The 12,902-nt window shown below is 71.1% G+C and carries 11 protein-coding genes; 8 read left to right on the top strand and 3 right to left on the bottom strand.

Annotation, left to right across the window (positions count from 1 at the left end):
* Positions 1–115 precede the first annotated feature (115 nt).
* The gene (locus tag ACFOGJ_RS20600; protein WP_379904077.1) at positions 116–1,381 is read left to right on the top strand and encodes an NAD(P)/FAD-dependent oxidoreductase; all 1,266 of its coding nucleotides are present in this window, start codon (positions 116–118) and stop codon (positions 1,379–1,381) included.
* Positions 1,382–1,386: 5 nt separating this feature from the next.
* Here ACFOGJ_RS20600 and ACFOGJ_RS20595 read toward each other — a convergent pair whose 3' ends face one another.
* Complete coding sequence (locus ACFOGJ_RS20595) at positions 1,387–2,913, bottom strand: AMP-binding protein (RefSeq protein ID WP_379904075.1); 1,527 nt, start codon at positions 2,911–2,913, stop codon at positions 1,387–1,389.
* Between the two features lie 111 nt (positions 2,914–3,024).
* Between ACFOGJ_RS20595 and ACFOGJ_RS20590 the strand changes: the two genes are divergently transcribed.
* From ACFOGJ_RS20590 to ACFOGJ_RS20575, 4 genes are all read left to right on the top strand, one after another.
* Positions 3,025–3,807, top strand: a complete 783-nt coding sequence (locus tag ACFOGJ_RS20590) for an enoyl-CoA hydratase/isomerase family protein (RefSeq protein WP_379904073.1) — start codon at positions 3,025–3,027, stop codon at positions 3,805–3,807.
* A 114-nt stretch (positions 3,808–3,921) separates the two neighbouring features.
* Positions 3,922–4,386 carry a PaaI family thioesterase gene (locus ACFOGJ_RS20585; RefSeq protein WP_379904071.1) on the top strand — a complete coding sequence of 155 codons (465 nt, stop codon included), beginning with the start codon at positions 3,922–3,924 and terminating at the stop codon, positions 4,384–4,386.
* 10 nt (positions 4,387–4,396) lie between these two features.
* Positions 4,397–5,302, top strand: coding sequence for a transcriptional regulator GcvA (gene gcvA, locus ACFOGJ_RS20580; protein WP_379904069.1), 906 nt, complete (start codon positions 4,397–4,399; stop codon positions 5,300–5,302).
* 105 nt (positions 5,303–5,407) lie between these two features.
* Positions 5,408–6,199 carry a crotonase/enoyl-CoA hydratase family protein gene (locus tag ACFOGJ_RS20575; protein ID WP_379904067.1) on the top strand — a complete coding sequence of 264 codons (792 nt, stop codon included), beginning with the start codon at positions 5,408–5,410 and terminating at the stop codon, positions 6,197–6,199.
* Positions 6,200–6,202: 3 nt separating this feature from the next.
* Here ACFOGJ_RS20575 and ACFOGJ_RS20570 read toward each other — a convergent pair whose 3' ends face one another.
* Positions 6,203–7,120 carry a sulfite exporter TauE/SafE family protein gene (locus ACFOGJ_RS20570; RefSeq protein ID WP_379904065.1) on the bottom strand — a complete coding sequence of 306 codons (918 nt, stop codon included), beginning with the start codon at positions 7,118–7,120 and terminating at the stop codon, positions 6,203–6,205.
* 2 nt (positions 7,121–7,122) lie between these two features.
* Complete coding sequence (locus ACFOGJ_RS20565; protein ID WP_379904063.1) at positions 7,123–9,012, bottom strand: monovalent cation:proton antiporter-2 (CPA2) family protein; 1,890 nt, start codon at positions 9,010–9,012, stop codon at positions 7,123–7,125.
* A gap of 1,031 nt (positions 9,013–10,043) precedes the next feature.
* Here ACFOGJ_RS20565 and uvrC point away from each other — a divergent pair.
* From uvrC to moaD, 3 genes are all read left to right on the top strand, one after another.
* A complete protein-coding gene (uvrC, locus tag ACFOGJ_RS20560; RefSeq protein ID WP_379904061.1) occupies positions 10,044–12,011 on the top strand; it encodes an excinuclease ABC subunit UvrC in 1,968 nt (655 codons plus the stop codon).
* 10 nt (positions 12,012–12,021) lie between these two features.
* Complete coding sequence (pgsA, locus tag ACFOGJ_RS20555) at positions 12,022–12,570, top strand: CDP-diacylglycerol--glycerol-3-phosphate 3-phosphatidyltransferase (RefSeq protein WP_379904059.1); 549 nt, start codon at positions 12,022–12,024, stop codon at positions 12,568–12,570.
* Between the two features lie 71 nt (positions 12,571–12,641).
* Positions 12,642–12,899: a molybdopterin converting factor subunit 1 gene (moaD, locus tag ACFOGJ_RS20550; RefSeq protein ID WP_379904057.1), complete on the top strand. Its 258-nt coding sequence runs from the start codon at positions 12,642–12,644 to the stop codon at positions 12,897–12,899.
* The last annotated feature ends 3 nt before the right edge of the window (positions 12,900–12,902 follow it).

Genomic DNA, 12,902 nt, shown 5'->3' with positions numbered 1-12,902 from the left:
TGGCCGCCCCCCGCCAGGCCGGCTATGCCGCCGGCCGCGGCCGCTCCACGCAGGGGCGGTCCACCGCCGGCCGGCCGGGCGCCCGCAAGAGCCGCGGCAAGAAGCGGTCGGGACCGTGAGCGACCACCGCCTGACCGTCGCCGTGATCGGCGCCGGCATGTACGGCACCGCGGCCGCCGAATGGCTGCGGCGCGGCGGCCATGACGTGATCCTGATCGACCGGGCCGGGCCGGCCGGCGGCACCTCGTTCGGCAATGCCGGCATCATCTCCACCTCATCGGTGGTGCCGGTGCCGATGCCGGGCCTGCTGTCGAAGGTGCCGAAGATGCTGCTGTCGGCGGACGGGCCGCTGTTCCTGCGCTGGTCCTACCTGCCGGTCCTGCTGCCCTGGCTGCGCCCCTACCTGCGCAACCGCCGGCCGGAGAAGGTGGCGCAGATCGCCGCCGCCCTGGCCGACCTGCTGACCGACGCTGTCGAGCAGCACCTGTCGCTGGCGCGCGGCACGCCGGCGGAAGCCTTCCTGACCACCGGCGACTTCGTCTACCTGTATCCCGACCGGGCGGCATTCGAGGCCGATCACCTCGCCTGGGAGCTGCGCCACCACCACGGCACCCGCGGCGCCCTGATGGAAGGCGCGGAACTGGCCGCCTACGACCCGAACCTGGGCCCGCACTATCGCCTGGCCTATGCCGCGCACAACCATGCCTGGCTGACCGACCCGGCCGGCTATGTCACCGCGCTGGCCGACTGGTTCGTCGGCCAGGGCGGCCGCTTCCTGAAGGCGGAGGTGCACGACCTGCGGCCGCTGGGCAGCGGCATCGGCGACGGCGTGCAGATCGACGCCGGGACCGAGGTGATCCACGCCGACCGCGCGGTGATCGCCGGCGGCGCCTGGTCGGCGCGGCTGGCCGAAAGCCTCGGCCATCGGACGATGCTGGAGAGCGAGCGCGGCTATCACATCGCCTTCCAGGGCGGCAGCCCGGTGCCGCCGGCGCCCTATTCGCTGGCCGACCTGAAGTTCGTGGTGACCCCGATGGCGGGCGCGGTGCGCGCCGCCGGCCTGGTCGAGTTCGGCGGCCTGGAGGCCGGCCCGAGCGCTGCGCCGCATGCCCTGCTGGACCGGATGATCAGGCGGCTCTACCCGGACTTCACCTTCACCGACCGCACATACTGGCAGGGCCATCGCCCGACCACCGCCGACAGCCTGCCGCATATCGGCCCGGCGCCGTCGGCGCCGCAGATCCTGTTCGGCTTCGGCGGCCAGCATGTCGGCATGGCCTCCGGCGCCAAGGCCGGCCGCCTGCTGGCCGACCTGATCGCCGGCGCCAGACCGAACATCGACATGGCGCCGTTCCACCCGGGCCGTTTCGACCGGCGGTAACGGCCTCAGTCCGCCAGCACCGCGCGCAGCTCCGTCTTCAGCACCTTGCCGTAGTTGTTCTTCGGCAGGGCATCGACAAAACGGTAGTCCTTCGGCCGCTTGAAGCGGGCGATGCGCGCCTGGCAGAGCGTGTCGAGTTCGGCCGCGGTGACCGCCTCCCCCTCCCGCGCCACGACGAAGGCGACGACCTCCTCGCCCCAGTCGGCATGCGGGCGGCCGACCACGGCGACCTCGGCCAGGCGGGGGTCGTGCAGCAGCGCCTCCTCCACCTCGCGCGGGTAGATGTTGGTGCCGCCGGAGATGATCATGTCCTTCGACCGGTCCTTCAGGGTCAGGAAGCCATCTTCGTCGAAGGCGCCCAGGTCGCCGGTATGCAGCCAGCCGTCGCGCAGGGCGTCGGCGGTGGCGGCAGGGTTGTTCCAGTAGCCGCGCATCACCGTATCGCCGCGGACCAGGATCTCGCCGGTCTCCCCCGCCGGCAGCGGCCGGTCCACACCATCCGCCACCATCACGTCCAGGCCGGCGAAGGCGATGCCGACGGAGGCGAGCCGCGCGTCGCGGCGCGGATGTCCGGCATCCGCGAAGACCGGCTTGCCGGCCACGGTGATCGTCATCGGGCTCTCGCCCTGGCCGTAGATCTGCACCAGCCGGTGCGGCCCGAAGGCATCGATCGCGCGGCGGCAATCCTCCAGGTACATCGGCCCGCCGCCATAGACGATGGTCTTCAGGCCCGCCGGGTCCGCATAGCCCAGTCCCGGATGCGCCAGCAGCCGGGTCACCATGGTCGGCGCGGCGAACAGGGTGGCGCCGCGCAGCCGGCCGAACAGGCGCAGCAGTTCCGCCGGATCGAAGCCGCCGCTTTCCGGCACCACCTGGCTCGCGGCCGCCGCGACATGCGGCAGGATGTAGAGGCCGGAGCCATGGCTCATCGGCGCGGCGTGGATGATGCAGTCGCCGGGCCCGATCGTATCGACATCGGCGAAATAAGACAGGCTCATCGCCATCAGGTTGCGGTGGCTGAGCATGGCGCCCTTCGGCCGGCCGGTGGTGCCGGAGGTGTAGAACAGCCAGGCGATGTCATCGGCCGCAACCGCCGCCGGGGCGATCGGGTCGGCATGGGCCATCCGGTCATGACCATGGCCGCCGGCGGTCTCGATCCAGGCCAGCTCCGGCGCCAGGGCGGCCGCTTCGGTCACCGCCGTCTCCAGGTCGGGGCTGACGAAGGCAGCGCGGGCGCCCGAGTCGGCGAGGATATGGGCGAATTCCCGCGGGTGCAGCTTCGCGTTCACCGGCACCGCGACCAGCCCGGCCTGCCAGCAGGCGAACAGCAGCTCCACATAGTCCGCCCGGTTCTTCATGATCAGCGCGATCCGATCGCCGCGCGCCAGGCCATGGCCCAGCAGGCCGCCGGCCAGGCGCGCGACCCGGCCCGCCAGCCCGGCATAGTCGGCCAGAACCGCCTCGCCCCGCAGCAGCGCCGGCCGGTCGCCGAAGCTGCGCCCGGCACGGACCAGCAGGTTCGCCAGGTTCATCCTCTCCCTCCCGAAACTTGCCCTGCGCGAAGTCTGGCCGAAGCCGTGCGGCTGCACCATCATGCACGCCGCCGCAGGCCATGCGGCAGCGACCAAGCAGGAGGAACGACCATGCCCGAGGCGCACCGCGGCGATATCGCCGTCACCCTGGAGAACCATGTCGCCGTGGTCGAGATCCGCCGCCCGCCGCACAACTTCTTCAGCCATGCCCTGATCCGCGACCTGGCCGATGCCTTCGCGGAGCTGGACGGCGAGGTGGAGTGCCGGTCGATCCTGCTCTGTTCCGAAGGTAAGGCGTTCTGCGCCGGCGCGGACTTCGCCGGCGACCGGATCTTCGAGGCCGCCGAGAGCCGCGGCCGCAACCCGCTCTACGACGAGGCGGTGCGGCTGTTCTCCGGCGTGAAGCCGGTGGTCGCCGCCGTGCAGGGCGCGGCGATCGGCGGCGGGCTGGGCCTGGCGCTGGTCGCCGATTTCCGGGTCGCCTGCCCGGAAGCCCGCTTCGCCGCCAACTTCGTGCGGCTCGGCATCCATCCGGGCTTCGGCCTGACCCACACCCTGCCGCAGGCGATCGGCCAGCAGCGCGCCGCGCTAATGTTCCTGACCGGCCGCCGGATCGGCGGCGAAGAGGCGGCCGCATGGGGCCTGGTCGACCAGCTGGTGCCGCAGGCGGAGCTGCGGGGCACGGCGATGGCGCTGGCGGCGGAGATCGCCGAGGGCGCACCGCTGGCGGTGCAGTCGACCCGCCTGACCCTGCGCCGGCATCTGGCCGCGGCGGTGCGCGATCAGACCGACCGGGAGGGTGCTGAACAGGCCTGGCTGGCCCGCACCGAGGACCACCAGGAAGGCATCCGTGCGGTCGCGGAACGCCGGGCGGGCCGCTTCGGCGCCCGCTGACCGGATGCGCCAGACTCATGCGCGGGTGAGAATTCCTCACTTGCCGCGGGCGGTCGGGGCGCGGAAGCTTCGCCGCCGTTTTTCCCGCACCGCCGACGCATCTCGGAGCCGCGCATGAGTCCCGACACCTTCGGCCCTGCCGATCCCGGTTTCGAGACCCGGGTGCGCGACAGCTTCGCGCGGCAGCAGGTGATGCGCACCCTCGGCGTGGCGATGGCGGCCCTGACGCCGGGCCGCTGCGAGCTGCAGATGCCTTTCGCACCGGCCTTCACCCAGCAGCACGGCTTCCTGCATGCCGGCATTGTCACGACGGTGGCGGATTCCGCCGCCGGCTATGCCGCCTACAGCCTGATGCCCGAGGACAGCTCGGTGCTGACGGTGGAATTCAAGCAGAACCTCCTGGCGCCGGCAGCGGGCCGCCTGTTGATCGCCCGCGCGGCGGTGGTGCGTCCCGGACGGCAGCTCAGCGTCGTGCAATCGGAAGCCTTCGTGGCCGACGCGGCGGGCACGGAGAAGGCGATCGCGCTGATGCAGGCGACGATGATCTGCCTGCCCGGCCGACCGGACCGGGCCGCCTGACGGCATTGTCATGGCACGCCGCCTGCCGCCGCTCTCCTGCCTGCGCGCCTTCGACGCGGCCGCACGGCTGGGCAGCTTCAAGGCTGCGGCGGAAGAGCTGCTTCTCACGCCCAGCGCGGTCAGCCGGTCGATCCAGGTGCTTGAGGACTGGCTGGGCGCGCCGCTGTTCCTCCGCGGCAATCGCAGCATTGCGCTGACCGACGCGGGTGCGGCCTATGCGGGCCAGGTGCGGCAGGCGCTCGACCAGCTGGCCGCCGCCACCGATGCCGTGCCCGGCCGCCACGGTCCGGCCCGCCTGCATCTCAGCGGTGCGCCGACCTTCACCCGCACCTGGCTGATGCCCCGCCTCGCCCGCTTCCGCGCGGAGCATCCGCGGATCGAGATCCTGCTGGACGCGGCGCACCGCCAGGTCGACCTGCCCCGCGACGAGGTCGACCTGGCGATCCGCATGGGCAGCCCGCCCTGGCCGGGGGTTGAGGCACAGCAGCTGGCGGCGGAGGAACTGGTGCCGGTCTGCGCGCCCTTCCTGGCGTCCCGGCTGCAGGTGCCGGACGACCTGGCGGACGTGCCGCTGCTGCATGTGGCGAACATCGCGACGGACTGGTCGTGGTGGCTGGCGGCGCGGGAGGTCGCCCTGCCGCCAGATGCACCGGCGCCGATGCGGTTCGACACGGTGCAGCTGGCCCTCGACGCCGCGGCGCAGGGCCTGGGGGTCGCGCTCGGCCGGCGCCCGGTCGTCGACCCGGAGCTGGAGGCCGGCCGCCTGACAGCGGTGCTGGGACCGCCGGTTGCGGCCGGCAGCGGCTACTGGCTGCTGTGGCAGCCGGAGGCGGCGCGGCGGCCGGAGGTCCGGGCCTTCCTGAACTGGATCCGCCTGGACATTGCGGCGGAACCCGCCGCGGCCGCGGAAGGCTGAGCGCGACCGGGTGATCCCGGCTCATCCGCGCGCCAGGATTCCTCGTTTGCCGGGGAAAGCGGGCGGCGGCATCTCTGTCCCCGAACCGACATACGGGAGACAGACATGACCGACGGACTGCGCTTCGATCGGGACGGGGCGATCGCGCTCCTCACCCTCGACCGACCGCACCACCTGAACGCCATCGACTTCGCCACCATCGACCGGCTGCAGGCGGCCCTGGAGGAAATCGAGCGCGAGCCGGCCCTGCGGGTCGCGATCCTGACCGGCGCCGGCGACCGAGCCTTCTGCGCCGGCGCCGATATCCACGATTTCGCGCCGATCGTCCGCGCCGGGCCGGAAGCGGCGCTGCGCGACTTCGTCCGCCGCGGCCAGGCGCTGACCGCCCGCATCGAGAGCTTCCCCAAGCCGGTGATCGTCGCGGTGAACGGCCTGGCCTTCGGCGGCGGCTGCGAGATCACCGAGGCCGCGCCGCTGGCGATCGCCAGCGACCGGGCCAGCTTCGCCAAGTCGGAGATCCGCCTCGGCTTCGCGCCGCCCTATGGCGGCACGCAGCGGCTGCCGCGCCTGGTCGGCCGCAAGCGCGCGCTGGAGATGCTGCTGACCGCGGAGCCGATCGGCGCCGCACAGGCGCAGGCGATCGGCCTGGTGAACCGGGTGGTGCCGCACGAGACACTGCTGCCGGCGGCCCGCGACCTGGCCCTGCGCATCGCCGCGATGTCGCCGCTCGCCGTCGCCGCCTGCCTGACCAGCGTCACCCGCGGCCTGAACCTGCCGATCGACGAGGGGCTGGCGGTCGAGGCGGCGCAGTTCGCCCGCATGGCCGCGACAGCCGATATCCGCGAAGGGATCGACGCCTTCCTGGAGAAACGCGGCCCGATCTTCGAGGGGCGCTGACGGTCAGCCCGCGATCTCGGTGAGGGAGTAGAGCTCCTCCGGTCGCGCGACCAGCCGGTAGGCGACCTGGACGGCAACCGCCAGGACGATCGCGCCGAAGCCGAGCCGCAGATATTCCGCCCGCATGCCCAGGCCCATCTGCGCCCCCCAGCGCGCGCCGATCACGCCGCCGACGGCCAGCAGCAGGGCCATCACCGCGTCGACGGTGGCATTCTCATAGGCGTGCAGGATCGCCACCACGCCGGTGACGAAGATGATCTGGAACAGCGAGGTGCCGATCGCCATTACCGTCGGCATGCCGAGCAGGAAGACCATCGCCGGCACCAGCACGAAGCCGCCGCCGACGCCCATGATCGCCGCCAGCAGGCCGACGAAGGCGCCGATCAGGACCGGCGGCACGATGCTGATATACAGGCGGGAGCGCCGGTACCGCAGCTTGAACGGCAGCCGCTGCAGCCAGTTATGGTCGTGCAGCTTGCGCCGCCGGCGGCCGGCCTTGCCGCGCAGCAGGCTGCGCACCGCCTCGCTGAGGGTGAGCAGGCCGACGGAGCCGAGCAGCACCACGTAGGTGACGCTGATCGCGAAGTCGATCTGGCCCAGGCTGCGCAGCACCGCGAACACCACGACGCCGACGACCGCCCCCAGCAGGCCGCCGCTGACCAGGGTGCTGCCCATCCGCAGGTCGACATTGTCGCGCCGCCAGTAGGTCAGGAAACCGGTGAAGGAGGAGGCCAGCACCTGGATCAGCTGGGTCGACACCGCGACCACCGGCGGGATGCCGACGAAGATCAGCAGCGGCGTCATCAGGAAGCCGCCGCCGACCCCGAACAGGCCGGACAGGAAGCCCACGCCCATGCCGAGGCCGAGCAGCAGGAACAGGTTCACCGAGATCTCCGCGATCGGCAGGTAGATGGTGAACATCGCTAGGCACTGCCTTCCCTGTCCTGCGGCGGCAGCGCCTGGCCCCGGCCGGCGGCACCGTCCGCTGCGTTCGCGGCCGGCTGCCGGAGCCGTTCCAGCGCGGCCGCCTGCTCCCGGTCCGCCGCCGACCCCTCTGCATCCTCGACACCGTAGAGACCTGCATACCGGTCGCGGCGGAAATCCTCCACAATGATCTGCGCGGCCTGCTGCGGCACGTCGGCAGCCTGCAGCACCCGGCCGGCCAGCTGCAGGCTGGCCTCCAGGGTCTCCGGCACCACCTCCGTCGCGCCCAGGCGGCGCAACGCGTCGGAATGGGCCAGGTCATGGGCGCGGACATAGATGCCGATGTCCCGCGACATGGTCCGGATCGCGCGCACCGCACCGGCCGCCGCATGCGGGTCGTTCAGGGTGACGCAGACGATCCGCGCCCGGTCGATGCCGGCCGCCTTCAGCACCTCCTGCCGGCTGGCATCGCCGTAATAGACCGGCAGGTCGTGCTGGCGCGCCTCGGCGACGTGGCTGGCGTCCAGGTCCAGCGCCAGCCAGGGAATGTTCTGGTTGGCCACGATGCGGGCGACGGTCTGCCCGACCCGGCCATAACCCGCCACCAGGACGTGGCCGGCGAGATGCTCCGTCTCCACCGCCAGGCCGGCGGCGGGCACCTCCTGTCCGTGTCGCTCCAGCGCCGCGGCAATCCTGCGCCCTGCCAGTTCGAGCAGCGGCGTCACGGCGATGCTGACGCCCACCGCGGCCAGGACCGGCTGGGCCACCGCATCGGCCACCACGCCCTGCCCCACCGCCAGGCCGATCAGGACGAAGGCGAACTCGCCCCCCTGCGCCAGCAGCAGGCCGCTGCGCAGGGCGATCGCCGGGGGCCTGCGGAAGGCCAGAGTCAGGGCGGTGATCACCACCGCCTTGATCCCGATCATGCCGAACAGGATCGCCGCCACCAGCCCGGGCTGGTCCACCACCGGCTTCACGTCCAGGCTGATGCCGACGGATACGAAGAACAGCCCGAGGAACAGGCCCTTCACCGGCTGGATATCCGCCTCGACCTGATGGCGGTATTCGCTGCCCGCCATCAGCAGGCCCGCCAGGAATGCGCCCAGTGCCATCGACAGGCCGGCCGCCCAAGTGCCGGATGCCGTGGCCAGGACCGCCAGCAGGGCAAGGGCGGTGAATGCCTCGGGGCTGCGGGCACCGGCCACGACCCGGAACAGCGGCCGGATCAGCAGGCGCCCCAGAACGACGATCGCCCCCACCACCACGGCGGCCTTGGCCAGGGCTTCTGCCACCACCCAGGTCACCGAGCCGTCGGGGCTGGCCATCAGTTCCACCAGCACCAGCAGCGGCACCACGGCCAGGTCCTGCAGCAGCAGTATGGAGAAGCTGACCCGGCCGTGGCGGCTGCCCGTCTCGTGCCGCTCGGTGAGCAGCTGCAGGACGACCGCCGTGGAGGAGAGCGACAGCGCGAAGCCGAGGATCAGCGCCACCGGTGGCGCCAGCCCGACACCGGTACCGATCAGCGAGAACAGCGAGCCGGTGAGCACCACCTGCAATCCGCCCAGGCCGAAGACCAGGCGCCGCATCACCATCAACCGCTCCAGCGACAGCTCCAGGCCGATGGTGAACAGCAGGAAGACCACGCCCAGCTCGGCCAGCGCTACCACGATCTGCTCGTCGCGCATCAGGCCCAGGACCTCCGGACCGACGATCACGCCGGCAACCAGATAGCCCAGCACGGGGGTCAGCTTGATCCGCTGGAAGATCGGCGCCACCAGCACCGCCACCAGCAGCAGCAGCATCACCTCCGGCAGGAAGTCGAAGCCGCCATGGGCCTCATGCCCCCCGGCGACCGTCTCATGACCGATGGCAGCGCCGGCTTGCGCCACGGCGCTGTTTGCGTGGTCGGCGGCCGGGGCGACGGGATCGGACATCGGTCGTGGAACTCGGGCGGTCGTGAGACTCGGGCGGCGGCGCGCGGAAGAGTGGGAACCGGCCCGACCATACACAACCGCTTGACGGAGCGCCATTTTTTGCGTCGCAGCATTTCATCGCGACGCGTGATGGTTGCACTGGCATGACAGTCTGTGCGAAGTTCCGCGGATTCCGGTCCCAGGGGGACTTCGTGTGCCGCGGATGCTGTGACGCGGAGCTGCGGACCGGAAGCCGGCAGGCGCCAGTAGCTTGCGGTCAGCAGCTTGCGGTCCAGGCCCCAGGCCGACGGCCCGCAGTCAATGACCATGGTCCGGGGCAGGTGGCCCGGGACGCGTCGCGCTCCGGTCGTGCCCGCGCTGCCTCCAATCGGGGCCGCACCGAGTCAAGGGGCATTATTTCGTGTCGGTTAAAGAAATCGGGTTGACGGACCGCGCCTGCGCCGGTCCGCCGCCGCGATCGCACGCGACAATTGTTCACATGCGGGCAACCATCTCCGACAGCCGGTGCGGGGTTCCTGTTTTCTTCCCCCTTCTCGCGGACAGCGAACCACGGCTTTACATAAAAATCAATGAAATCAACTGCTTATGGGATCTGCCCAATAATGCAGCAAAGCGGACGGAATCAAGGATTCATGCGCGACTCCGCCGGCCGTCCGACATTTCTGCACAAAGTTATCCACAGGAATGGTGGATGAATATCTCACTCCTGTGACAGGTCACTGAACCGTAAGCGGTTTCTCTTCCGCACCGCCGCGGGCGGCCCCATCTCGGAGTGCGCAGCGATCCGGACCGGAAGCGTTGACCCGGCAGGGCCCGGAGCCGACATTGCACGGATCATGACCCAACAAGGCAGTCATCCACGGGCGGACCGGGCGTCCGGTGCCGCCGACGATGCCCGCGTCCCGGTATCGCCAGCGCCGGCCGCCGCGCCCGGAGTAACCGCGCCCGGAGTAACCGCGCCCGCGGCGCCCCTGCCCAGTACGGCGATGGCAGCCGACAGCGAGGCGACGATCGCCCGCCGCGAGGGCGAGGACGGCTTCGGCTTCCTGCGCCGCGTCGCCCGCCGGCTGCCGCAGCGGCCCGGCGTCTACCGCATGCTGGGGGCCGACGGGAAGGTGCTCTATGTCGGCAAGGCGCGGATCCTGCGCAACCGGGTCGGCTCCTACGCGCAGGCACCGCGCCTGACCGCGCGCATCATGCGGATGGTGGAGGCGACCCGCGCGCTGGAGATCGTCACCACCCATACCGAGACCGAGGCGCTGCTTCTCGAAGCGAACCTGATCAAGCGCCTGAAGCCGCACTACAATGTCATCCTGCGGGACGACAAGAGCTTCCCCTACATCCTGATCCGCGACGACCATCCCTATCCGCGGATCACCAAGTATCGCGGCGCCAAGACGGTGAAAGGCGACTATTTCGGCCCCTTTGCGTCCGCCGGCTCGGTGAATCGCACCCTGGCTGCCCTGGCCCGGGTCTTCCCCTTGCGCAGTTGCAGCGACGGCGATTTCGCCACCCGCACCCGCCCCTGCCTGCAGTACCAGATCAAGCGCTGCACCGCCCCCTGCGTCGGCCGCATCGACGAGGCCGGCTATGCCGCGCTGGTGGGCGAGGCGCGCGACTTCCTGGCCGGGCGCAACACCGACCTGCAGCAGCGCCTGGGCGCGCGGATGGAGGAAGCCGCGGCGGAGATGAACTACGAGGCGGCGGCGATGTACCGCGACCGCCTGCGGGCGCTGGCCCATGTGACCGCCCACCAGGACATCAACGTCGCCAGCCTGGGCGAGGCAGATGTCATCGCCGCCTGGGCGGAGAACGGCCAGACCTGCATCCAGGTGTTCTTCTTTCGCGCCGGGCAGAACTTCGGCAACCGGCCCTACTATCCCGCCCATGCCGGCGAGGTGCCGATGTCGGAGGTGCTGGCCGCCTTCATCGGCCAGTTCTACGAGGAACGGCCGGCACCGAAGCAGGTGCTGGTCAGCCACGACGTGGAGAACGCCGCCTGGCTGGCCGAGGCGCTGGGGGTGCGGGCCGGCCACAAGGTGCAGGTGACGGTGCCGCAGCGCGGCCTGAAGCGGCAGCTGGTCGAACGCGCGGTGCAGAACGCGCGCGAGGCCCTGGGCCAGCGCCTGGCGGAAACCGCAGCCCAGCGCGGCCTGCTGGAGCGGGTGGCGGAGGCGTTCGGCCTGCCCGAGACGCCGCAGCGGATCGAGGTCTACGACAATTCCCACATCCAGGGCGCGGCCTCGGTCGGCGGCATGATCGTCGCGGGGCCGGAGGGCTTCCGCAAGAACGCCTATCGCAAGTTCAACATCAAGCAGGAGGATCTGGCCCCCGGCGACGATTTCGGCATGCTGCGCGAGGTGCTGACCCGGCGTTTCGGCCGCCTGCTGAAAGAGGCAGGCCCGCGCCAGCGCCCGGACCCGGAAGCCGCCGGCCACGACGAGACGGCGGATGCCGGGGAGAACACGGATGCGGGCGGCGAGATGGTCGGCGCCGCCGAACCGGACTGGCCGGACCTTCTGCTGATCGACGGCGGCAAGGGGCAGCTGTCGTCGGCAAAGACGGTGATGGCGGAACTGCAGCTGGACGACCTGCCGCTGGTGGCCATCTCCAAGGGCCCGGAGCGCGAGGCGGGGCGGGAACAGTTCCACCTGGCCGACGGCCGGACCATCATGCTGGAACCCCGGGACCCGCTGCTCTATTTCCTCCAGCGCCTGCGGGACGAGGCCCACCGCTTCGCCATCGGCGCACATCGCGCCCGGCGGGCGAAAGGCAATCTGCGCTCGCCGATCGACGAGATCCCGGGCATCGGGCCGAAGCGCAAGCGGGCGCTGATGCTGCATTTCGGCTCCGGCCGCGACATCGCCAAGGCCGGCCTGGCCGACCTTGAGGCGGTGGAGGGAATCAGCCGCACGGTGGCGCAGCGCATATACGACCATTTCCACGGCAGCTGAGGAGCGATCGTTGCGCCGTCACATCCCGAACCTGCTGACCCTGGCACGCGTGCTGGCGGTGGTACCGTTCTGTGCCGCCTTCTGGCTGCCGGACCCGGCCGCCGGCTGGACCGCCCTGGTCCTGTTCGCCGCCGCCGCCGTCACCGACTGGTTCGACGGCTGGCTGGCGCGGCGCTGGCAGGCGCAATCCGATTTCGGCCGCTGGCTGGACCCGATCGCCGACAAGCTGCTGGTCGCCGCCGCCCTGACGATGCTGCTGGCGAAGGGACAGCTGGGCATGGCCAGCGCCATCGCGGTGATCATCATCCTGGGCCGGGAGATCCTGATTTCCGGCCTGCGCGAATTCCTGGGCCAGAAGCAGGTGGTGGTCGCCGTGACCGGGGTCGCGAAGTGGAAGACCGCGGCGCAGCTGGTGGCCATCGTCCTGCTGCTGCTGGCGATGACCGCGGCCGGTGCCGTCCTGCAGCCCGCCGCGCTCGTCCTGCTGTGGATCGCCGCGGCGCTGACCGCCTGGTCCGGGGCCGACTACCTCGCCAAGGGGCTGCCGCACCTTCGATGAGGGCCGCTTGATTGTGGCGTCCGCAGGACGCAGGTTCGCTGCATGCAACCGACAGCCGGGACCCGATATCGATGAAGATCCTCTACTTCGCCTGGCTCCGCGAACGGGTCGGCCATGCCCAGGAGCAGGCCGAACCCCCGCCGGAGATCGCCACCGTGGCGGCACTGATCGACTGGCTGGCCGGTCGCGGCGAGAACTACGAGGCGGCCTTCGCCGATCGCAGCGTGATCCGCGCGGCGGTGAACCAGGAGCATGCCGCCCTCGACACCGCCATCGGGCCCGGCGACGAGATCGCCTTCTTCCCGCCGATGACCGGCGGCATGGACTAAGAC

The sequence above is a fragment of the Marinibaculum pumilum genome, from assembly GCF_042646425.1.
Classification (GTDB): Bacteria; Pseudomonadota; Alphaproteobacteria; order Ferrovibrionales; family Ferrovibrionaceae; genus Marinibaculum; species Marinibaculum pumilum.
Note: the sequence above shows the minus strand (reverse complement) of the source record. Positions and strands in the feature narration are given on the sequence as shown.

Bases quoted from the DNA above. Each gene is read 5' to 3' on its own strand.
- ACFOGJ_RS20575 (WP_379904067.1), top strand. From the start codon at position 5,408: ATGACCGACGGACTGCGCTTCGATCGGGACGGGGCGATCGCGCTCCTC.
- ACFOGJ_RS20595 (WP_379904075.1), bottom strand. From the start codon at position 2,913: ATGAACCTGGCGAACCTGCTGGTCCGTGCCGGGCGCAGCTTCGGCGAC.
- moaD (WP_379904057.1), top strand. From the start codon at position 12,642: ATGAAGATCCTCTACTTCGCCTGGCTCCGCGAACGGGTCGGCCATGCC.
- ACFOGJ_RS20585 (WP_379904071.1), top strand. From the start codon at position 3,922: ATGAGTCCCGACACCTTCGGCCCTGCCGATCCCGGTTTCGAGACCCGG.
- ACFOGJ_RS20590 (WP_379904073.1), top strand. From the start codon at position 3,025: ATGCCCGAGGCGCACCGCGGCGATATCGCCGTCACCCTGGAGAACCAT.
- ACFOGJ_RS20570 (WP_379904065.1), bottom strand. From the start codon at position 7,120: ATGTTCACCATCTACCTGCCGATCGCGGAGATCTCGGTGAACCTGTTC.
- gcvA (WP_379904069.1), top strand. From the start codon at position 4,397: ATGGCACGCCGCCTGCCGCCGCTCTCCTGCCTGCGCGCCTTCGACGCG.
- uvrC (WP_379904061.1), top strand. From the start codon at position 10,044: ATGGCAGCCGACAGCGAGGCGACGATCGCCCGCCGCGAGGGCGAGGAC.